This is a genomic window from Streptacidiphilus sp. PAMC 29251 (genome assembly GCF_054208735.2).
Window position 1 is genome coordinate 434,019 of sequence record NZ_CM135725.2, and the last position, 18,763, is coordinate 452,781.

22 protein-coding genes are annotated in these 18,763 nt (G+C 70.4%); 15 read left to right on the forward strand and 7 right to left on the reverse strand.

The genetic code is table 11. The features are described from left to right. The first annotated feature begins 5 nt into the window (after nucleotides 1–5). From ACXKR8_RS02270 to ACXKR8_RS02280, 3 genes are read left to right on the forward strand one after another with little or no spacing between them, the layout of a single operon-like run. Nucleotides 6–407: an anti-sigma regulatory factor gene (locus ACXKR8_RS02270; RefSeq protein ID WP_458271208.1), complete on the forward strand. Its 402-nt coding sequence runs from the start codon at nucleotides 6–8 to the stop codon at nucleotides 405–407. Beyond that, entirely contained in the window at nucleotides 395–556 is a 162-nt protein-coding gene (locus ACXKR8_RS02275; protein WP_458271209.1) for a hypothetical protein, read from the forward strand. Before ACXKR8_RS02270 ends, ACXKR8_RS02275 begins: the two co-directional genes overlap by 13 nt. Beyond that, nucleotides 553–1,914 (forward strand): PP2C family protein-serine/threonine phosphatase, encoded by a 1,362-nt coding sequence (locus ACXKR8_RS02280; RefSeq protein WP_458271210.1) that lies wholly within the window; start codon nucleotides 553–555, stop codon nucleotides 1,912–1,914. The genes ACXKR8_RS02275 and ACXKR8_RS02280 overlap by 4 nt, the downstream gene beginning before the upstream one ends. Before the next feature lie 247 nt (nucleotides 1,915–2,161). Here the strand turns inward: ACXKR8_RS02280 and ACXKR8_RS02285 are convergent, their stop codons facing one another. Then, entirely contained in the window at nucleotides 2,162–2,332 is a 171-nt protein-coding gene (locus tag ACXKR8_RS02285; RefSeq protein WP_458271211.1) for a hydrophobic protein, read from the reverse strand. A gap of 266 nt (nucleotides 2,333–2,598) precedes the next feature. On the opposite strand from ACXKR8_RS02285, the gene ACXKR8_RS02290 reads away from it, so the two are divergent. The 3 genes from ACXKR8_RS02290 to ACXKR8_RS02300 all read left to right on the forward strand — a co-directional run bounded on the left by ACXKR8_RS02290 (nucleotide 2,599) and on the right by ACXKR8_RS02300 (nucleotide 7,348). Then, a complete protein-coding gene (locus ACXKR8_RS02290; RefSeq protein WP_458271212.1) occupies nucleotides 2,599–4,233 on the forward strand; it encodes a phytoene desaturase family protein in 1,635 nt (544 codons plus the stop codon). A gap of 60 nt (nucleotides 4,234–4,293) precedes the next feature. Continuing rightward, a complete protein-coding gene (locus ACXKR8_RS02295) occupies nucleotides 4,294–4,773 on the forward strand; it encodes an SRPBCC family protein (protein WP_458271213.1) in 480 nt (159 codons plus the stop codon). A gap of 298 nt (nucleotides 4,774–5,071) precedes the next feature. Then, nucleotides 5,072–7,348, forward strand: a complete 2,277-nt coding sequence (locus ACXKR8_RS02300) for a catalase (RefSeq protein ID WP_458271214.1) — start codon at nucleotides 5,072–5,074, stop codon at nucleotides 7,346–7,348. An 82-nt stretch (nucleotides 7,349–7,430) separates the two neighbouring features. Here the strand turns inward: ACXKR8_RS02300 and ACXKR8_RS02305 are convergent, their stop codons facing one another. The 4 genes from ACXKR8_RS02305 to ACXKR8_RS02320 form a co-directional block, all read right to left on the reverse strand. Beyond that, nucleotides 7,431–9,071 (reverse strand): ATP-binding protein, encoded by a 1,641-nt coding sequence (locus ACXKR8_RS02305; RefSeq protein WP_458271215.1) that lies wholly within the window; start codon nucleotides 9,069–9,071, stop codon nucleotides 7,431–7,433. A gap of 118 nt (nucleotides 9,072–9,189) precedes the next feature. Beyond that, nucleotides 9,190–9,954 (reverse strand): glycosyltransferase family 2 protein, encoded by a 765-nt coding sequence (locus tag ACXKR8_RS02310; RefSeq protein WP_458271216.1) that lies wholly within the window; start codon nucleotides 9,952–9,954, stop codon nucleotides 9,190–9,192. Between the two features lie 160 nt (nucleotides 9,955–10,114). Beyond that, the gene (locus ACXKR8_RS02315; protein WP_458271217.1) at nucleotides 10,115–10,243 is read right to left on the reverse strand and encodes a hypothetical protein; all 129 of its coding nucleotides are present in this window, start codon (nucleotides 10,241–10,243) and stop codon (nucleotides 10,115–10,117) included. A 438-nt stretch (nucleotides 10,244–10,681) separates the two neighbouring features. Further along, nucleotides 10,682–10,855, reverse strand: coding sequence for a CsbD family protein (locus tag ACXKR8_RS02320; protein ID WP_458271218.1), 174 nt, complete (start codon nucleotides 10,853–10,855; stop codon nucleotides 10,682–10,684). Nucleotides 10,856–11,171: 316 nt separating this feature from the next. On the opposite strand from ACXKR8_RS02320, the gene ACXKR8_RS02325 reads away from it, so the two are divergent. The 4 genes from ACXKR8_RS02325 (at nucleotide 11,172) to ACXKR8_RS02340 (ending at nucleotide 13,179) form a co-directional block, all read left to right on the forward strand. Beyond that, the gene (locus ACXKR8_RS02325; protein WP_458271219.1) at nucleotides 11,172–11,600 is read left to right on the forward strand and encodes an Hsp20/alpha crystallin family protein; all 429 of its coding nucleotides are present in this window, start codon (nucleotides 11,172–11,174) and stop codon (nucleotides 11,598–11,600) included. Between the two features lie 174 nt (nucleotides 11,601–11,774). Beyond that, nucleotides 11,775–11,981, forward strand: a complete 207-nt coding sequence (locus ACXKR8_RS02330; RefSeq protein WP_458271220.1) for a DUF5133 domain-containing protein — start codon at nucleotides 11,775–11,777, stop codon at nucleotides 11,979–11,981. 287 nt (nucleotides 11,982–12,268) lie between these two features. Continuing rightward, nucleotides 12,269–12,625: a PRC-barrel domain-containing protein gene (locus ACXKR8_RS02335; RefSeq protein WP_458271221.1), complete on the forward strand. Its 357-nt coding sequence runs from the start codon at nucleotides 12,269–12,271 to the stop codon at nucleotides 12,623–12,625. Between the two features lie 236 nt (nucleotides 12,626–12,861). Next, nucleotides 12,862–13,179, forward strand: a complete 318-nt coding sequence (locus tag ACXKR8_RS02340) for a YtxH domain-containing protein (RefSeq protein WP_458271222.1) — start codon at nucleotides 12,862–12,864, stop codon at nucleotides 13,177–13,179. 295 nt (nucleotides 13,180–13,474) lie between these two features. Here ACXKR8_RS02340 and ACXKR8_RS02345 read toward each other — a convergent pair whose 3' ends face one another. Together ACXKR8_RS02345 and ACXKR8_RS02350 are read right to left on the reverse strand one after the other, a co-directional pair. After that, nucleotides 13,475–13,735 (reverse strand): Thoeris anti-defense Tad2 family protein, encoded by a 261-nt coding sequence (locus ACXKR8_RS02345; protein ID WP_458271223.1) that lies wholly within the window; start codon nucleotides 13,733–13,735, stop codon nucleotides 13,475–13,477. A gap of 58 nt (nucleotides 13,736–13,793) precedes the next feature. Next, nucleotides 13,794–14,144, reverse strand: a complete 351-nt coding sequence (locus ACXKR8_RS02350; RefSeq protein ID WP_458271224.1) for an STAS domain-containing protein — start codon at nucleotides 14,142–14,144, stop codon at nucleotides 13,794–13,796. Nucleotides 14,145–14,379: 235 nt separating this feature from the next. Here ACXKR8_RS02350 and ACXKR8_RS02355 point away from each other — a divergent pair, with 235 nt between their 5' ends. From ACXKR8_RS02355 to ACXKR8_RS02375, 5 genes are all read left to right on the forward strand, one after another. After that, complete coding sequence (locus ACXKR8_RS02355; protein WP_458271225.1) at nucleotides 14,380–14,784, forward strand: ATP-binding protein; 405 nt, start codon at nucleotides 14,380–14,382, stop codon at nucleotides 14,782–14,784. A 126-nt stretch (nucleotides 14,785–14,910) separates the two neighbouring features. Next, complete coding sequence (locus ACXKR8_RS02360; RefSeq protein ID WP_462100249.1) at nucleotides 14,911–15,237, forward strand: MEDS domain-containing protein; 327 nt, start codon at nucleotides 14,911–14,913, stop codon at nucleotides 15,235–15,237. Between the two features lie 43 nt (nucleotides 15,238–15,280). After that, nucleotides 15,281–15,778 (forward strand): STAS domain-containing protein, encoded by a 498-nt coding sequence (locus ACXKR8_RS02365; RefSeq protein ID WP_462100250.1) that lies wholly within the window; start codon nucleotides 15,281–15,283, stop codon nucleotides 15,776–15,778. A 4-nt stretch (nucleotides 15,779–15,782) separates the two neighbouring features. Then, nucleotides 15,783–16,736: an anti-sigma factor RsbA family regulatory protein gene (locus ACXKR8_RS02370; protein ID WP_458271227.1), complete on the forward strand. Its 954-nt coding sequence runs from the start codon at nucleotides 15,783–15,785 to the stop codon at nucleotides 16,734–16,736. A gap of 228 nt (nucleotides 16,737–16,964) precedes the next feature. Further along, nucleotides 16,965–18,728 (forward strand): GAF domain-containing SpoIIE family protein phosphatase, encoded by a 1,764-nt coding sequence (locus ACXKR8_RS02375; protein WP_458271228.1) that lies wholly within the window; start codon nucleotides 16,965–16,967, stop codon nucleotides 18,726–18,728. The last annotated feature ends 35 nt before the right edge of the window (nucleotides 18,729–18,763 follow it).

Below are 18,763 nucleotides of genomic sequence, written 5' to 3' on the forward strand. Positions count from 1 at the left end.
CCGGCATGGTCGCGACCGGGGTGGTGGTCATCGACGCGAACGACGGCGTGGTCCAGGCACGGCAGCGGGTGCGCGCCTTGGCGCAGGAGTGCCGGCTCTCGCTGGTCGACCAGACGAAACTGATCACCGCCGCCAGTGAGCTGGCTCACAACACCCTGGTCTACGGCGGCGGCGGGACCATGACCGCCACCGTCGTCGACCTGAACGGCCGACGCGGAGTACGGGCGGTCTTCGCCGACCAGGGCCCCGGCATCCCGGACATCGACCTGGCGCTGACCGACGGCTGGACCTCGGGAACCGGCATGGGCCTGGGCCTGTCCGGGTCCCGCCGCCTGGTCGACGACTTCATCCTGGACTCCGTCCCCGGCCAGGGAACCACCGTCACCATCACCAAATGGACCAGATGACCCCCAACGTCGGCTCGCAGACGACGAGCAACGGCCAGGCCTGTTTCCACAGCCGTCAGAACGCAGCTCGCGACGGCATCACCGCTCCGGGCCGAGACATCCGCCTCGGCGGCGCATCCGGCATCTTCGACGTCCGGAGACTGCGGTGACTGCGGACTCCGCCGAGACTCCGTCCCGCAACGAGAGCGGGAGTGAGCCGGTTCTGTGGACGGACGTCCGCTCGGAGCAGGACGTCTTCGCCTTGCGTCGCCAGGCCAAGACCGTGGCCGCAGCCGTCGGGATGGATTCGCGCGACCAGGTGCGCCTGGCCACAGCGCTCAGCGAACTGGGCCGCGACCTGCTGCGACCGGCTCCGATGACCGCCACCTTCACCCTGGTCCACGACACAGCCCCCACCCTGCGCGTGGACTTGCTCTGGAGCGACGCGCGGATCCCGGGACCGGGCTCCCTCGACGCCGTCACCCGCCTGCTCCCCACGACGCGCTACCGGCCTGCCACCGACCCGGCACAGACCGGCGGTCGCCTCGAGATCACCTGCCCGCTGCCCACCTGGCCGACCGGCGGCGCAGAGGCGATCCGAACCGCCCTGCGCGCCCAGTCACCCGGTGCCAGCCGAATCGAGGACCTGCAAGCCCAGACCCAGGACCTGCTCGCGGCCCTGGAGGAGTCCCGCACCCAACGCGTCGAACTCGAAGCCCTCAACCAGGAGCTGCAGGAGACCAACGAAGGCGTCATCGCCATGTACACCGAGCTCACCGCCGAACTGGAGGAGACCAACCGCGGTGTCGTGGCCCTTTACAGCGAGGAGCACCAGCTCGCCCTCACCCTGCAGCGCACCTTCCTGCCCGCAAGCTTGCCCACCACCCCGGGTGTGGAGCTGGCCGTCCGGTACCTGGCCTCCACTTCCCAGACCGAGATCGGCGGCGACTTCTACGAAGCCCTCCACACCCCCGGTGGTCTGCTGCTGGCGGTGGGCGACGTGGTCGGCCACTCCCTGCAGGCCGCCGTCGTCATGGGCGAACTGCGCCACGCGCTGCGCGCCTACGCCGCTCAAGGCCACCCCCCGCACGTCCTGCTGGAAAGCCTGGACCGCCTCCTGGTCCTTCACCAACCGGGCTGGACCGCGACCGTGTGCATCGTGCTGGTCGAACCCGGCAACGACCGGATCCACATCGCCAACGCCGGACACCTGCCACCCCTGCTCGTCACCCGGGACGGCGAGGCCACCTACCTGCACGACCACGGCCCCCTTCTGGGCGTGGGCCTGCCGCAACGGCCCGCCACCGCGCACCGCATCACCGGCGGCAGCCGACTGCTGTTGGTCACCGACGGCCTCATCGAAACCCGCACCAGCGATCTCCAAGAACGCCTCGAGGCCCTGAGCCGGGCCACCGCCGCCGGCCCCAGCGCACCCGAAGCACTCTGCGACACGCTACTGAAGACCTTCGGTACCCCCCAGGAAGACGACATCGTGGTCTTCGCCGCCCGCCTGAACCCGCAGCCATAGCAGAGGGCCGCGCACCGAGCCGAACGCCTGCGCCGGACCAGCAGACGGCACGCCGCTCCGACTCCGCCGATCGCGCGCACGTGGGATCGGCACGCGGCGGCAGGAGGGCACGGCATGGGTCCATGCGTACGCCGGCGCGCGCCGACCACGCGTCTTCGCCTACCCCCGTCCGGGCAGAACTCCCCGAACATGGCGATGCGCCGCCCACCTTCACGGTGGGCGGCGCACAGACGTGGCTGTCAGATGGTCACCAGCGGTACCAGCGACCCCTGCTGCCGCCGGACCCGGCACCGCGGAACACGAAGCCCAGCGCCCAGATGACCAGGACCACGATGGCGATCCACCACAGAATGTGAACCGCGAATCCCGCACCGCCCAGAATCAGGGCCAGCAGTAGAACAAGAAGCAAAGCACCCATAGTTGTCATCCTCCTTGAAACCACGACTGCCCTCGCCAGAACCCGTCAAACAACGGCGTTGAGCAGCGGGGATACGTCGAGCACGGTCTGCGGTGTGCCCGCATCCTGTACGAGGGGCCGCATCCGGACGAGGAGTTCAGCAGTAGCCCATACGTACGCGCCGGGTGCTCCTTTTGAGGCGTTGCTCCATTAATGTGCGTCTCGGGGGTAGGCGGCCGTACACAGCCCCTCCCGCCTACGGCGGGGCACCACGAGGCGAGGTTTTCATGGCGGATGCGATCGTCGTCGGCTCGGGCCCCAACGGCCTGGTGGCCGCCAACGTCCTGGCCGACGCGGGCTGGCAGGTCCAGGTCCTGGAAGCCCAGCCCGAACCCGGCGGCGCGGTGCGCAGCGACCGCGGCGTGGACCCGGCGTTCGTCAGCGACCTGTTCTCCGCGTTCTACCCCCTGGCGGTCGCCTCGCCGGTGATCCGCGACCTGGAGCTGGAGCGCTTCGGGCTGCGGTGGAGCCACGCGCCGACGGTGATGGCCCACCCGCTGCTGGACGGACGCTGCGCCACCCTGCACCGCAGCGCAGAGGCCACCATGGCGGACCTGGAGAGCACCTTCGGGGCCATGGACGCCCAGGCGTGGGGACGACTGTCGGGGCTCTGGGACCATCTGGATCCGCATCTGCTCCAGTCCCTGTTCACCCCCTTCCCGCCGGTCAGGGCCGGTGCGGCACTGGCGGCGAAACTGCGCGCGGCCGGGGGCCTACGCGCCGCGCGCTTCCTGACCCTTCCGGTGCGCCGGCTGGCCCAGGAGGAGTTCACCCAGCCCGGTGCCGGGCTGTTGCTGGCCGGGTGCGCGCTGCACGCGGACCTGCTGCCGGAGTCGGCGGGCAGTTCCGCGTTCGGGTGGCTGATGGCCATGCTCGGACAGCAGGTCGGCTGGCCCGTCCCGGTCGGCGGGGCCAGCCAGCTCACCGCCGCATTGGTGAGCCGACTGGAGTCGCTGGGCGGGAGCGTGCAGTGCGACACCCGGGTCCAGGAGGTCATCGTCCGCGGTGGCAAGGCGCTGGGCGTGCGTACCGCCGACGGCCAGAGCTACCGCGCCACCCGGGCGATCCTGGCCGACGTGCCTGCCACCAGTCTCTACGGCGGCCTCGTGGCCTGGGACGACCTGCCGTCGCAGGTGCGCGCCGACATGCACCGCTTCCAGTGGGACTTCTCCACCTTCAAGGTCGACTGGGCCCTGAACCGGACCATCCCGTGGACCGCGCCCGCCGCGTCCACGGCCGGGACGGTGCATCTGGGCGCGGACATGGACGAGCTGAGCGACTACGCCCTGCAGGTCACCACCGGCCGCCTACCCGCACGGCCGTTCACCCTGCTGGGCCAGATGACCACCACCGACCCCAGCCGCTCCCCCGCCGGCACCGAGTCTGCCTGGGCCTACACCCACGTACCCCAGCACATCACCGGCGACCTCGGCGAGGCGGGCATCACCGGGCGCTGGGACAAACGTGAGGCCGAGATCATGGGCGATCGCGTCGAGGAGCAGGTCGAACGCTTCGCCCCCGGCTTCCGCGACACCATCGGCAGCCGGCGCATCCTGACCCCTCCGCTGCTCCAGTCCCTGAACGAGAACCTCGTGGGTGGAGCGCTGAACGGCGGCACCACCGCCGTCCACCAGCAGCTCGTCTTCCGCCCCGTCCCCGGCACCGGACGCCCCGAGACCCCGATCCCCCGCCTGTATTTGGCATCGGCCTCCGCCCACCCCGGCGGCGGAGTCCACGGCGCCCCCGGCGCCAACGCCGCCCGCGCCGCCCTCCGCGCCCACTCCCGCACCGTCGGCCGCCTCCTGTCCCCCGGCCTGGCCGCCGCCCAACGCCTCCTGTCCGGACCCACCCCAGGAACCTGAGGCACGACCGGCAACCGCCGACCTGACCACCCGCACCCGCATATGTGACGAGGAGTTCCCGTGGCGAAGCGCCAGCAGTTGATCAAGTGCCCGCCCGAGCAGGTCTGGAAGATCCTGGCCGACGGCACCAGCTACGCCCAGTGGGTGGTGGGCACCCAGGACATCCTGCACGTCGACCCCGCCTGGCCGGCGGTCGGCGCCCGCCTGCGGTTCCGGGTCGGTCTGGGCCCGGTGAACTTCGAGGACTCGTGCGTCGTGCGGATCTGCGAACCCGGACGCCGCCTGGAACTGGAGGCCAAGGCCGACCCGTTCGGCACCGCGCGCATCGCCATCGAGCTCATCCCGTGGGCCGAGCACACCCTGGTGATTCTCGACGAGCACCCGCTGCTAGGGCCGGGAGCCCGCCTGCAGGGTCCGCCCAGCGAACTCCTGCTGCACCTGCGCAACCGCCGCATGCTCGGCAACCTCGCCCGCACCGCCCTTGAGCAGCACGAGCGGGCTGGAGTGCCGCGCGGCGTCCAGGCCCCCAGCCGCCTGTGACCGGGGGCTAGCTGCGCAGCAGCGGGCTCCGGGGGAAAGAAGCGGCAGGAGATGGGGCGCCGGGGGTCCTGGTGAACGCTGCTGACCAGCATCCGCACCTCGTTGCTCCCGCGCATCCGCATACGCGTCTTATGCCGTCATGGCCATCCTCCCGACTCATACCTGAGTGACCGGATATGACCTACTGATCCCGCAGACAGGCCCGAACCGCCCCAAGCGCGGGTGTGGATGGTTTCAGATAGTTTGGGTCGGTTAGACGCCAGGCCACTACGTGTCCCGTCCGATGCCCGGAGGAACAGTGCCCAAGTCCAAGAACAGCAAGACCGCCCCCGCCTCCGGCAAGCAGGCGAAGAGCGCTCCCGGCCTTCCGGGCGCACCGGTGCTGGGCGCGGTGCCGCTCGCAGAGCCGACCGAGCCGACGCGTCCGCTGCCGCCCAAGCCGGACCAGCAGGGCCCCGCCCCAGTGTCCGCGACCGGGCAGCCGGTCCAGGTCGAGCCCGCCGAACGGGCCCAGGGTGGGGACTACCTGACCACAGCCCAGGGCCTGCGGCTCCCGGACACTGACCACTCCCTCAAGGCCGGCCCGCGGGGACCGGTGCTGCTGCAGGACCACCACCTGCGCGAGAAGATCACCCACTTCGACCACGAGCGGATCCCCGAGCGCGCCGTCCACGCCCGGGGCGCGGCCGCTCACGGGGTGTTCATCGGCTACGGCAACGCCGACTCGGTGACCAAGGCCGGTTTCCTGGCCGAGGGCGTGGAGACGCCGGTGTTCGTCCGCTTCTCCACCGTGCTCGGCTCACGCGGCTCGGCCGACACCGTGCGCGACACCCGCGGCTTCGCGACCAAGTTCTCCACCGAACAGGGCACGTTCGACCTGGTCGGCAACAACATCCCGGTGTTCTTCATCCAGGACGCGATCAAGTTCCCCGACATCATCCACGCCGGCAAGCCGCACCCGGACCGGGAGATCCCGCAGGCCGCCAGCGCCCACGACAGCTTCTGGGACTTCGTGTCCCTGCACACCGAGGCCACCCACCACACCCTGTGGAACATGTCCGACCGCGGCCTGCCCCGCTCGTACCGGATGATGGAGGGCTTCGGCATCCACACCTTCCGCCTGGTCAACGCCCAGGGCGAGTCCAGCCTGGTGAAGTTCCACTGGAAGCCCAAGGCCGGCGTCCACTCCCTGCTCTGGGAGGAGGCGCAGCTCATCGCCGGCACCGACCCGGACTTCCACCGGCGGGACCTGGCGGACGCCATCGAGGCCGGGGCGTTCCCGCAGTGGGAGCTGGGCATCCAGGTCTTCCCTGACACCGAGGCGCAGAGTTTCGAGGGAATCGACCTGCTGGATCCCACGAAGCTGGTGCCCGAGGAACTGGCCCCGGTGCAGCCGATCGGGCTGATGACGCTGAACGCCAACCCGAGCAACTACTTCGCCGAGACCGAGCAGGTCGCCTTCCACCCCGGCCACCTGGTCCCTGGCATCGACGTCACCGACGACCCGCTGCTCAGCGGTCGGCTGTTTTCCTACCTGGACACCCAGATCAGCCGGCTGGGCGGCCCCAACTTCGCCCAGCTGCCCATCAACCGGCCGCACGCTCCGGTCAACGACGACCTGCGGGACGGCATGCACCAGACCGCTGTCCACACCGGTGTCGCCCCCTACAAGCCCAACACCCTGGGTGGGGGCTGCCCGTTCATCGCGGGCGAGGACGTGGGCGGGTACGTGGAGTTCCCGGTCCCGATCGCCCAGGACGCGACCAAGGTGCGCCAGGCGCCCGCCTCCTTCGAGGACCACTTCAGCCAGGCCCGGCTGTTCTGGCTCAGCCTGACCCCGCTGGAACGCGAGCACGTCATCGCCGCCTACACCTTCGAGCTGAGCAAGTGCTTCCAGGACATGATCAAGGAGCGCGCCCTGGGGGTGCTGGCGAACATCGACCCGGAGCTGTGCGAGCAGGTCGCCGCCGGGCTCGGGCTGCCCGCTCCGGCCGCCGAGCAAGGGGCGGCCCAGGTCGATCCCAGCCCCGCACTGTCGCAGGTGCAGCCGGACAAGGTCTGGCCGACCGCGGGCCGAGTCATCGGCATCGTCGCCGACGGCACCACCGACCTCGCCAAGCTCAGCACCCTGCGCCAGGCCGTCCTGGACGCGGAGATGGTTCCCCTGGTCATCGCCCCCACCGGCCGCTCCCTCGGCGAGGGCCCCGATGCCGTCGCCGTCCAGCGCACCTACGCCAACGCCCGCTCGGTCGAGTTCGACGCCCTGATCCTGACCTCCACCCCGGCCCCCGGCGCGGACGCCTACGGCGCCCGGGACGCCAAGGCCGGCAATACGCCCACCGTGGTCGCCGAGGTGGACCCGCGGATCGTGCTGATGGTCGGCGAGGCCTACCGCCACGCCAAGGCCCTGGGCGGCTGGACCGAACCCCAGCACACGCTGGAGGCCGCGGGCTACCTCTACGGCGCGCCCGGCGTGGTCATCGGCGAGGAGCCGCAGACCATCCTGGAGGAGATCACCGCGCTGCTGGGTCAGCACCGCGTCTGGGACCGCTTCCCCGCCGCCGTCACCGGCTGACCAGGACCGAGACACTCGTGCGGGGTGCGGCGACCCAGGGGTCGCCGCACCCCCGCACTGTGCTGTGTTCGGGGCGATGTGGCTAGGGCACTGTTTGTGGATCGACGGGTTCACCTGTGGACGACGCCGGTGACAGTCGCATGGGGGCAACGGGGTCCAGGGTGGGGGCGGTGGCAGTGACGGGCAGGGTGAAGGCGATGCGGGTGCCCGGGGTGTGCTGGGGGTCGATGGAGATGGTTCCGCCGTGGAACTCGATGATCTTCTTGACCATGGCCAGGCCGATGCCGTTGCCGGCGTAGGCGTCGCGGGTGTGCAGGCGCTGGAAGATCACGAAGACCCGGTCGGCGTACTCGGGGCTGATGCCGATGCCGTTGTCGGTTATCGCGAAGAGCCACACCTCCCCGTCCCGTTGTGCTTCCAGGTGGATGCGGGGCGGGCGGTCCGGGGCGCGGAACTTGATCGCGTTGGTGAGCAGGTTCTGCAGCAGCATGCCCATCTGGGTGCGGTCGGCGGTGATGATGGGCAGCGGGTCGTGGGTGATGACCGCGTCGGCCTCCTGGGCTGCGATGCCGACGCTGTCGACCGTGACGGCGAACACCTCTTCCAGGTCGATCGGGGCGTACTCCTGGTGAACGCGCCCGACGCGGGAGAACGCGAGGAGGTCGTTGATCAGGGTCTGCATGCGGTTGGCACCATCGACCGCGAAGGAGATGTACTGGTCGGCGCGTTCGTCCAGCTTGTCGACGTAGCGGCGCTGCAGGAGCTGGCAGAAGCTGGCTACCTTGCGCAGCGGCTCCTGCAGGTCGTGCGAGGCCACGTACGCGAACTGCTCCAGCTCCGCATTGGATCGCTGGAGGTCCGCTGCCTGCTCGTCCAGGCGCTGGCGGGCTTGGTCGGTGAACTCCAGTTCGTCGACCAAGCGCCTGCGCATGCCCTCCACGTCGGTGGCCAGCAGGCGCAGGTCCGCGGGTCCTGCGGTGGCGGAGACCGGGTGGGTGAACGTTCCGGCACCGACCTGACGCACATCCTCGGACAGTCGCTCCAGCGGGAGCGTCACCCCTCGGCGCAGCCCGGTGAAGATCAGGGCGGACAGGAGCAGGATGACGGCGGCGATCGCGGTGAAGATCCAGTTGCGGAGCCTCTGCGCGCTCTGCAGCGCGTTGTACTTCGTGTTTCGCTCATCCATGAGATGGGCCTGCTGGGTGGCGGCGGCGGCCCGGATCGCGTCGAACTGCTGCTTGCCGAGGTCCGCGCGGGTGGTGGCCAGGGCGATGGGGGCGCCGGGGGTCCAGGCGGCGATTGGCTGGGCGATGTCGTGCTGCCAGACGGCGGCCTTGGTCAGGACCGCCTCCAGGTCTGCCTGGGCGACCGGGTCTTCGGCGAGCAGGGTGTGGAGCTTGTCGACAGCGGTCTTCTCGTCCGCCAGCCCGGAGTGGTAGGGCTCCAGGAACTGGGACTGCCCCGACAGGCCGTAGCCGCGGATGCCGGTCTCCTGGTTGATCAGCGGCATCTCCAGGCGCACCGAGTTCGTCAGCGCCGGCGACCCGGTGTTCACCATCGCGTCGGTCACCGTGGTGGCACGCGCGAGTACCCACGCCCCGAGCAGTCCCAGGGCCAGCAGGACGATCAGGGCCGCGCTGACGCCCAGCGTCAGCCATCGCCGGGTGGTCCACCGCGATCCCAGCGGAATCCGGGGCGCTCGCGGGGTGGGCCGCTCGGACACGCACGTTCCTCTTCGTCAGCCGACACGGGTCGTTTCACCGCCCGGGCAGCGGCGCGTCGGCGCCCACCCTATCGCCCGAGGGACGACACGAGTTGTCACCTGCGGGGACCCAGGCGACCTAGTCCTGGGGTTGGGTGGTGCGGGTCTCCAGGTCGAGCAGGAAGTGGCCAAAGCCACCGGGGGCGCGCGGGTCGCGCCGCGCCGAGGTTGTCACCGGGGCATCGGCGGAGGCGTGGACCCGATAGTGGGCCAGTTCCAGTGCCGTGACCAGGGCATGGTCCTCGCCCACCGCCACAGCCGGGAAGCCGCCGACGGCCTGGTAGGCGTCGGCACGCACACCCAGGTTCGCGCCGTGGACATGGGGGTGGCTGCGTCCAGACCGGCGTGGGACGTCAGGAGAACCCAGTGCGGCCTGCGCTCGGCGGTCGTAGTGGTGCAGGAAGCGGACAGCGGTGGTGGCGGTGTGCTCGCTCCAGTCCCGGACCTGGACGAGCCCGGCCACGGCGTGCGCACCGGCCGTGGCATGGGCGAGCTGGTCCGCAAGCCAGCTCTCAGGGACCTGGGTGTCGGCGTCGGTGTGGGCCAGCCACACCTGCTCGGCCGCCAGGGCAGGTTGGTCGGCGCGGACCAGGTCCAGGGCGTAGGCCGTCCCCAGGGCCCGGGCGGCCCCGGCACTTCGGCACTCGACTTCCAAGACCTGGGCGCCGTGGCGACGGCCTGCCGGGACGGTCCGGTCCCGGCAGCTGTCGGCCGCCACAACCACCGTGACCGGTAGCGCGAGCACAACAGGATGCTGGGCGGCGCGGCCGATCGAGTCCAGGCAGTCGCCGATCAGGCGCTGCTCGTCGCGGGCGGGGACGATGACGGCGATCGCCGAGATCACGTCAGGCCCTCCGCGGCGGCCACCGACAGGCGGGCCGGATCGGTGAGGTCCAGAGTGGGCAACGCAGCCGGGGTGGACCAGGCTGCCCACGGGTCCTCCGGCATGCCGGGGTCCTGGATGGCGTTGCCTGGCGCTTGCGCTGCCCGCCCGTTTTCGGCGGTCACCGGCTGCCCTCGGCGACCAGGGTGGCACCGAGGCCGGCCAGGTCGCGTTCGCCATGGTGCTGGCGCAGGTAGACGGTCAGGTCGGTGACGTTCCGGGCGCACGCCGAGGAAGTCCGGTTCGGCAAGGATCGCCAGGGCATCGGTGTGGCCCTCGGCGAGTCTGGCCAGCGCCGGATCGCGTTCGGCGATCGCCGTCAGTGCGTGCCACCGGCCACGGGTGTCCCCCGAGCCCGGCAGCGGGAGATCAAGTTCACCCGCGTCGACCAGGCGCGAGAACTCACCGGCGACAGCGAGCCGGTGCCCCTGCGGATCCAACCCGGTGGTGTGTTCTCTGGCGAGAGCGTCAAGGTTCGCGGTGTCGGCGGACGACTGGTTCAGTGCGGGAGTCATGATGGCGACCTCATGGATCACAGGTGTCCCCCGGGCCGGGCGGTGCGACACCGGGGGTGGGGCCGATCGGGTGCGTAGCCGCAGAGGCAGTCCGCTGCTGGAGACGTGCCGGTGGCCCCTCGGTCTTGCGAGGGGCCACCGGGTGGGTACGGCCAGAGCGATCAGGCGGGCAGTCAGTCCTTGAAGGCGTCCTTGGCCTTCTCGACGGCCTGCTTGGCGTCGCCCTTGGCCTGGTCGGCCTTGCCCTCGGCGGTCAGGCGCTCGTTGCCCACCGCCTTGCCGGCCGTCTCCTTGACCTTGCCCTTGGCCTTGTCGGCGGTGTTGCCGGCCTTGTCCTCGGTGCTCATGCGCTGCTCCTCCCGCTCGTCGGTCAACTCGTCGGGAAATCGCGTACCCAGCAGATTCCGGAACACACAGCCCACTCGCAGGAAAATCGTCGACCTGTCGGCTGAGCGCACGAAGCCGATGGAGGCGCATCCCCTTGTCCGGGCCGTGGTGAGGCGACGTCATGGCTGACGGGGCGCATCCGGGAGAACTCACCTCGCACGTGTCCTGACCTGCAAGGAAAGGAAGGTTGAGTGGAAGCTTGTCAACTATCGGGTCGGGTGCTATAAATCTGCCGTTGCCATGCGCATCCCTCTACCGGACAAGGAGTGATCCACGATGCTCATGCGTACCGACCCCTTCCGCGAGCTGGACCGGCTGACCCAGCAGGTGCTGGGCACCACCGCCCGCCCGGCCGCGATGCCGATGGACGCCTACCGCGACGCGGAGACCTTCGTCGTCGAGCTCGACCTGCCCGGGGTGGACCCGGAGTCGATCGACCTCGGGGTGGAGCGCAACGTCCTGACCGTCCACGCCGAGCGCCGCCCCACCAGCGGCGAGGACGTCGAACTGCTGCTCTCCGAGCGCCCCAGGGGCGCGTTCAGCCGCCAGCTGTTCCTGGGCGAGACGCTGGACACCGAGCGGATCGACGCCGCGTACGACGCAGGCGTCCTGACGCTGCGGATCCCCGTCGCCGAGCAGGCCAAGCCCCGCAAGATCGCCATCAGCGGCGGCGGCGCCCCGCGCCAGATCAACGCCGGGCAGTGACCCGTCAGCCGGTGCACCACAACGGGTAATCCGGCCGCTGCGTGGTACCCGGGGGTGTGCGGCACTCGGCATCGGGCAGGTGCCGCACAGCCCCCTCGCTTCGCCCTTCCCCGAACCCTCAGCGTCGCGGGAACCCGGCACGCGGTTCCCGCCGCCTCGCCCCTGGAGCAGGCCATGCCGTTGATCAACCTTCCGCTGCTCGAGCGCCTCGTCGCCGAACTGGACGCGTTGCAGGACCAGCCGGACGCAACCCGTCGGCGCGAAGACCTGCACTACACGCTGTGCCTGTCCACCGGAGTACGCGAACCGGACCAGGCCCTGGTCCGTGCACGCTGCCTGCTGACCTCCCGCCGCGAGCGCTCCTTGGCACCCGCCGCCTGACCCAGCCCATCGCGCTGCTTCAGTCACCGTCCGCTCGCATGGGACCGGTAACTGACGTCCAGCTCGCCCTGCAGCGCCAGCACGGCACGCTTTCGCCGCTGCTGGGTCGGGGCTGCCTGCACCGGCCGCCCCCCCCGGGCCCAGAAGTGGTGAGGCGGCGAGAGACCGATTCTCGACGAAGAGGGTGGCATGAGGCGGCCGTAGGGGGACAGGAGGCTCACCAGGTCAGCAATCCTGCTGTTCCGGTTGATACCAGGTGTTTTCACCTACCGGCGAAGGGTGTTTCCATGGCGAACGACGTGTGGGGCTACCAGACGAACTCCGGCTACCAGACCGGAACCGACCTGAGCGGCTACAAGGTCGAGGCGACCGACGGCCACATCGGCAAGGTCGACAAGCACTCCGAGGACGTCGACGCCGGGTACATCGTCGTCGACACCGGACCGTGGATCTTCGGCAAGCACGTCCTGCTCCCCGCCGGCACCATCACCTCCGTCGACGCCGACAACCAGACCGTCCACATCGGCCGCACCAAGGACGAGATCAAGAACTCGCCGGAGTTCGACAAGGACAAGCACACCGGCGACGCCGATTACCACCAGCAGGTCGGTACCTACTACGGCGACGGCACGCCGCAGATCTGACCCACCCCCACAGCATCGCCGCGGCCCGCGCAGCACTGCTGTGCGGGCCGCGCCCGTTCTTCCACCAGGCCTAACGCACTGCCGGCGTCAGCCGGAGGGCGGCGGCGCTTCACCGGGCTCACACCGGGTAGGCGGGTGCCCAACCGGCGGCGGGCGCAGTGGGCGGGCGTCGACTCCGGGGTCTGTATCGGCAGACCGGCACTGATCCCAGCAGAACACGTCACAGCGGAGGCGACATGCGTAAGCCCACCTTCCTCACCGGGCTCGCCCTGGGCTACGTACTCGGCACGCGAGCCGGACGCGAACGCTACGAACAGATCCGCAAGGCCTCGCACATGATCACTCAGACCCCGGCGGTGCAGTCAGCCGCACGCACCGCCACCCACGCAGCCGGATCAGCGGCCCACACCGCGGCCCACACCCTGGTCGAGAAGATCGGCCACCGGCTTCGCCCCACCACCCACGAGCGCCTGTCCCACGTGCGCGACCGCACTGCCGTCTATCGCACGGGCGACGCGGTTGCCTGGAGTGATACTGCCGGCAATGAGGGGTAAGTGTCCGGCTCGTGGTGGAAGCGAGTGGATCGGGTGGTTCTGCGGGGATTATTGCCCTGGTGGTCGGGGTGGTGGTCGTGGTGGGGCTTCGTCGCCTTCGTGCTCGGGTCACGGCGCAAGGAGAAGGAGCAGGTACCGGTCGCCCCGGACCTGGCCCCACGGCCGGGACCTGCGGGCGCCGGGCCTGCCGAGCAGACTCCCGGTGCCGGCTCGGGATCGTGGTCGACCCCGCCCTCCACTCCCGGCCAGGCCCCTCAGGGCGACCAGTCCCGCACCAGGACTGACGAGTCCTCGGTTACTGCAGAGGTGCGGGCGGGTCGTCGAGGTCGTACCAGTCCTTGGCCAAGAGCCTGGCGTGGCTAGGTTGGACGCCGGTCTGGACCGTGCCGTCGGCGGTGACGAACCGCAGGTGCGCGATCAGGGTGCGCTGTTCCTGGTCGGGGGTGGTGCAGGTGCTGTCGGGTTCGAGGTAGACGTACTTGCCCTGCTGGACCCAGCCGCGGCGGGCCAGGCGCCTGCCCTGCTTGAGCAGGTCCAGTGCTTCGGAGAACTCCATGACTGCCGTGTACCCGCCAACTGAGTGGGAAGTCCCCACCGCCAGCCTCCTGCTGCCCTCAGGCGGGCAGGCTGTCCAGAGCCAGGGTGATGGTGGGGTACGTCGTGATGACCGCATCGACTCCGGTCATCTCCAGGACTCCTTGGACCCGAGGCGTGGTGGCGACCAGGGCGAGGGAGCCGTGCTCCTGACGGGCGCGGGCCAGGGTGCGGACGAGGGTGTTGATGCCGGAGGAGTCGCAGAAGGCGAGCGCCGCCACGTCTAGGACCAGGTGGCGGGCGCCGTCCTGGAGCAGGTCGGTCAGGGCCTGTTCCAATGCGGGGCTGGTGTCGTAGTCCATGGCGCCGCTGACCTGGACCACAGCCCGCGCGCCGTCGCGCTGAACGGTGAAGGACAGTTCTGGACTCATGAAGGGAGCGCTCCCACAGGTGAGGTCGGGCCGATCACCCACCGGCCGTCATCGATGGGTGTACTGCCCCAAGGATCGCGGATGACCCGACCGCAGGGCCAGTGCGCTGACCGGCCAGTAAGTACGGGATCGAGCCACCGTAGTCGCCCTGGTGTTCGAGAATCGAGGTGGGCAGTCGGGGAAGGCGCACCATCCGGCACCCATACGACACGAACCGAGCAACGGGGAACCAGCAATGGACCACCACCCCCCACCCTCCCAAGCCACTTTCGACCTGGCCGGCACCTCGGGCAGCACCACTGCCGCACGTCACCACACCGAGGGCTTCCTGGCCCAGTTGCACCCGCCCCTGGTACCGGTCACCGCTCAGGACGCGGTTCTGGTGGTCAGCGAACTGGTGGCCAACGCGGTGCGCCACGCACCGGGCCCTTGCGCCCTGGACCTGCTGCACCAGGGGCACCACCTGGTGATTGCGGTGACCGACACCAGTTCTGTGGTGCCCGTCGCACGGGAGCCCGATCTGGTGAACGGGACCGGCGGATTCGGGATGCACCTGCTGGACCGCCTGGCCGCCGACACCACGGTACGCACTCACCGCGACGGCAAAACTGTCACCGTCACCTTGAACATCCCGATCTGACCTCAAGGTCCGCTCGGGAAAGAGCAGGAATTCCCAGCCGTCGCCCGGTCAGGTGGCCAGGACAGCTGGGTACGCGCACCTTGTAAAGTGCTTCCGTCCCGCTCGTGCACCCAGAGGAGGCGAACGTTGGCCCCGGAGGTCCTCAGCGCGTCCGGTCCACCGCTGAACGGCCACCTGTGCGGCATGTACGGCGACGCCCAGGAATGGGCGCAGCTCGTGACCCGCTTCGTGCGGGAGGGCCTCGCGGCCGGCCTGCAGGTGCTGTACTTCTGCGACGCACACACCCCACCGGTGGTCACGACTGCCCTGGAGGCGGGGGGCGTGGACGTGGGAGCGGCCGTGGCCCGCGGGCAGCTGGTGGTCATGGAAGCCGCGCAGTCCTATCTGCGCCAACTGCCCTTCGATCCGGACGCGGTGATCGCGGGATGCGGGCCGCGTGCCAGCAGGGCCTGACCCTGGGGTACCCGGGGTTGCGGATCGTCGGCGAGATGGACTGGTGCGCCGCGGCCTGCCCGGAGCTCAGCGGGTCCTTGAGTACGAGCTGCGTCTGGACCGGGAGGTCTACATCGACCTTCCCCTCACCGGCTTGTGCGTCTACCCCCGCTCTGTCGCTCCCCCGCAGATGATCCAAGCACTGGCCGCCGGTGCCCACCACCAGTACGTATCGCCCGACGGGGATCGCGAACCACCGCCCTACGAACTGCCCTTGGCGGTGAGACCGGCGGAGGGCGGTGTGCGCCTGGACGGCCATGCCGACTTCGACACCAGGGCGGCGCTGTCCGCTGTGCTCGATGCCCTGCCCGGCCTTCAGGGCCGCACCGTGCACCTGGACCTGTCGGGAACGGACTTCACCGACCTCGACGCACTGGCGCGACTCGCGGCCACCGCCACTGCCCTCGACCACCAGGGCCGGCGGCTGAGCGTGCGCAATCCCCACCCTCCCTGCTGCGAGCAGCGCAATTGTTCCCCTACGAGTGCGGCGTTCTGGAGATAACGGCATGACCGACACGGTGACCACGAAGCCCGACACCGGTGCCTTCGTCCACCCCGCGTTGTTCTATCAGGGCCCGCAGGAGTACCTGACCGGTGTCGGCGGCTTCGTGCGCGCCGCGGTCGAAGCCGAGGAACCCGTCCTCGTCGCTGTCCCCGGCACCCAACTGACCGCCCTGCGAAACTGGCTGGGGGAGGAGGCGGAAGCGGTCGACTTCGCGGACATGACCGTGCTGGGCCGCAACCCCGGGCGCATCCTGGCCTCCCTCCTGGGTTTCGCCGACCAGCACCGCGGACGTCCGGTCCGCATCGTCGGCGAGCAGACCTGGCCAGGGCGCTCACCCGCGGAGACCCTGGAGGCAGTCCGGCACGAAGCGCTGATCAACACCGCCTTCGCCCGACGCCACGCAACGATCCTGTGCCCCTTCTCCGTCTCCGGCGTGCCCGCCGGCGTGGTCGCGGACGCTCGCCGCACCCACCCCACCCTGATCCACAACGGCCGCGACCAGACCAGTGACGCCTACGTGGACCCGGCCGAGGTCTGCACCGACTGCGACCAGCCCCTGTCCCCGCCTCCGGCCAGCGGCGTCCTGACGGTGAACTACTCCACGGATCAACTCGCCTCCGTACGCGAACAGGCCACCTCCTGGGCAACCGACGCCACCTTGGACAGGACCCGCGCGGGCGACCTCGTCCTGGCCATCAGTGAAGCCGCCGCCAACTCCCTCGCCCACGGCGGAGGACACGGCACCCTGCGCCTGTGGGCGACCGCATCCGGCACCGTCATCGCCGAGATCTCCGACACGGGACACCTGATCGACCCCCTGGCCGGCCGCAGCCGCCCCACCCTGGCCTCCGCCAACGGCGGGCGCGGGCTGTGGATGATCCACCAGCTCTGCGACCTTGTCGAAACCCGCGCCACTCCCGCCGGCCTCACCCTGCGCCTGCACCTCACCCCCTGACTCCGAGCGCGACCGGGACCCACTCCTGTGCGGTGGTGAACCAGACGAGACATCCATTGCGGCCTACGAGCCCTGGCCGGTCACCCGGCTCATCACGTCCTGCGTAACAAAGAGCGCCAATCCTTGCGACACGACGGGGTAGGAGTGATGTTGTGACGCGACGCCCCACGGGGGCCATGGATTGGAAGGGTGGGAGAGCACATGGGCATGGAAGACATGACCGATGCGATGGCACCCAGTCTCTTGCGGGCGTCGGGCCTGTCGGCGGCCCCGGACGCCGACATGGAGCGCTTCGCCCGCCTGACCAGACGCCTCCTCGCCGTCCCGGCCGCACTCATAGCGCTACGGGAGGGACAGGACCTGGTCTTCCCCGCCGTAGTCGAAGCGGCCACCGGGCCCGACACCGGTGCCCGGCACGCGGCAACGGCCCGGAAGCTGAGCGAGCACGTCATCACCTCGGCCGGCCCGGTCATCATCGACGACACCCGCACCAGCGACTTCGCCGAGCGCCCTCCCGGTGACACAGTGGCGGCCTACGCCGGCGTGCCGCTGACCGACGCCCAGGGCGACATCCTGGGTGTCCTGAGCGCGGTCGACACCACTGCGCGACCGTGGACTGCCGAGCAGCGCGGCGACCTCGCGGACCTGGCTGCCGCGTGCTCGGCCGAGTTGCGGCTGCGGATCGCCTCCCAGCGCGCCACCGGCGCCCAGTACCGTGCCCAGTCCCAGACCCACCAGGTGCGCCAGGACCTGAACAGCGCGGAACTCCTGCTGCGCGCCGCCGAGGAACTGACAGCCGGCGCAACGGTCGACCAGGTCCGCACCCGGGTACGGAACCTGATCCGGAGCGCCCTCAAGCCCTCCTACATCGGCCTGCTGCTCCTGGAGGGCAGCGAGCTGTACCGACTCCCCGACCCGGACACCGGGTACCCCCCGGAGTCGGTCGAGCGCATGGACCGCAGCGCCGGCTTCGCCGCAGCGCGGGCACTGCGCGAGCGCCGCATGGTCACCGTCCCCGACCGGGCCGACCTGGAAAAGAACTACAGCCCGGCGGCGCTGGCCGCGTTCGACTCCCTCGGGATCGCCTCCGCTGCCTGCCTGCCGTTGATCGCCGCGCACGGCCCGGTCGGTGTGCTGGTCCTGGGCTGGGAAAGCGCCCACACGGTGGGCCTGGACGAGGCGGCCGTGCTGACCACGATCGCCGGCTACACCGCCCAGGCGGTGGAGCGCGCGGTCTTCCTCGACGCCCGCGTCCACGTCGCCCACCAGCTCCAGCAGGCCATGCTCACCGACCTGCCCACCCTGCCCGGCATGGACATCGCCGCCCTCTACCGCCCCGCCTCGGTCGACGACATGGTCGGCGGCGACTGGTACGACGCCTTCCCCCTGCCCCACCCCCACGCCGACCGGGCCCCCGGCGTCGCCATCACCGTCGGCGACATCACCGGGCACGACATCCAAGCCGCCACCCTGATGGGACAGGTCCGCAGCATGCTGCGCCAATCCGTCCTGATCAAGAACGGAGAAGGCCCCGCCTCCGCGCTGGCCGCCTTGGAGTACGCCTGCCGCGTCCTGCCGCTGCCCGCCTCCGGCACCCTGGTCCACGCCCACATCCACCACGAGAACGACCAGTGGACCATGACCTGGACCAACGCCGGACACCCCCCGCCGCTCCTGCTGCACCCCGACGGCCGCGTCAGCCGCCTGACCGACCACGGGCCGCTACTGCACCACGCCCTGCCCGCGACCGACCGCCACGACCACAAGGTCGTGCTGCCGCCCGGAGCCACCTTGCTGCTCTACACCGACGGGCTGATCGAACGCGCCGGTCATGACCTGGACGCCGCCATCGACCACACCGCCGCCCTGCTGGCAGCCGGCGCGCGCACGCCGCTGCCCGCCCTGCTGGAACACCTCGCCGACCAGGTCGCCGACCAACGGGCCGGCGACGACACCGTGCTGCTCGCCCTGCGCATCCCCACAGCGGACTGACCACCCCGGCCGCCAGGGCTGCAACGGGCGCAGCA

What these genes read in the sequence shown, in the direction of transcription:
- ACXKR8_RS02325 (WP_458271219.1), top strand. Translation starts at nt 11,172, where the DNA reads ATGCTCATGCGTACCGACCCCTTCCGCGAGCTGGACCGGCTGACCCAG.
- ACXKR8_RS02375 (WP_458271228.1), top strand. Translation starts at nt 16,965, where the DNA reads ATGGCACCCAGTCTCTTGCGGGCGTCGGGCCTGTCGGCGGCCCCGGAC.
- ACXKR8_RS02340 (WP_458271222.1), top strand. Translation starts at nt 12,862, where the DNA reads ATGCGTAAGCCCACCTTCCTCACCGGGCTCGCCCTGGGCTACGTACTC.
- ACXKR8_RS02335 (WP_458271221.1), top strand. Translation starts at nt 12,269, where the DNA reads ATGGCGAACGACGTGTGGGGCTACCAGACGAACTCCGGCTACCAGACC.
- ACXKR8_RS02320 (WP_458271218.1), bottom strand. Translation starts at nt 10,855, where the DNA reads ATGAGCACCGAGGACAAGGCCGGCAACACCGCCGACAAGGCCAAGGGC.
- ACXKR8_RS02350 (WP_458271224.1), bottom strand. Translation starts at nt 14,144, where the DNA reads ATGAGTCCAGAACTGTCCTTCACCGTTCAGCGCGACGGCGCGCGGGCT.
- ACXKR8_RS02345 (WP_458271223.1), bottom strand. Translation starts at nt 13,735, where the DNA reads ATGGAGTTCTCCGAAGCACTGGACCTGCTCAAGCAGGGCAGGCGCCTG.
- ACXKR8_RS02285 (WP_458271211.1), bottom strand. Translation starts at nt 2,332, where the DNA reads ATGGGTGCTTTGCTTCTTGTTCTACTGCTGGCCCTGATTCTGGGCGGT.
- ACXKR8_RS02370 (WP_458271227.1), top strand. Translation starts at nt 15,783, where the DNA reads ATGACCGACACGGTGACCACGAAGCCCGACACCGGTGCCTTCGTCCAC.
- ACXKR8_RS02355 (WP_458271225.1), top strand. Translation starts at nt 14,380, where the DNA reads ATGGACCACCACCCCCCACCCTCCCAAGCCACTTTCGACCTGGCCGGC.
- ACXKR8_RS02330 (WP_458271220.1), top strand. Translation starts at nt 11,775, where the DNA reads ATGCCGTTGATCAACCTTCCGCTGCTCGAGCGCCTCGTCGCCGAACTG.
- ACXKR8_RS02275 (WP_458271209.1), top strand. Translation starts at nt 395, where the DNA reads ATGGACCAGATGACCCCCAACGTCGGCTCGCAGACGACGAGCAACGGC.
- ACXKR8_RS02270 (WP_458271208.1), top strand. Translation starts at nt 6, where the DNA reads ATGGTCGCGACCGGGGTGGTGGTCATCGACGCGAACGACGGCGTGGTC.
- ACXKR8_RS02290 (WP_458271212.1), top strand. Translation starts at nt 2,599, where the DNA reads ATGGCGGATGCGATCGTCGTCGGCTCGGGCCCCAACGGCCTGGTGGCC.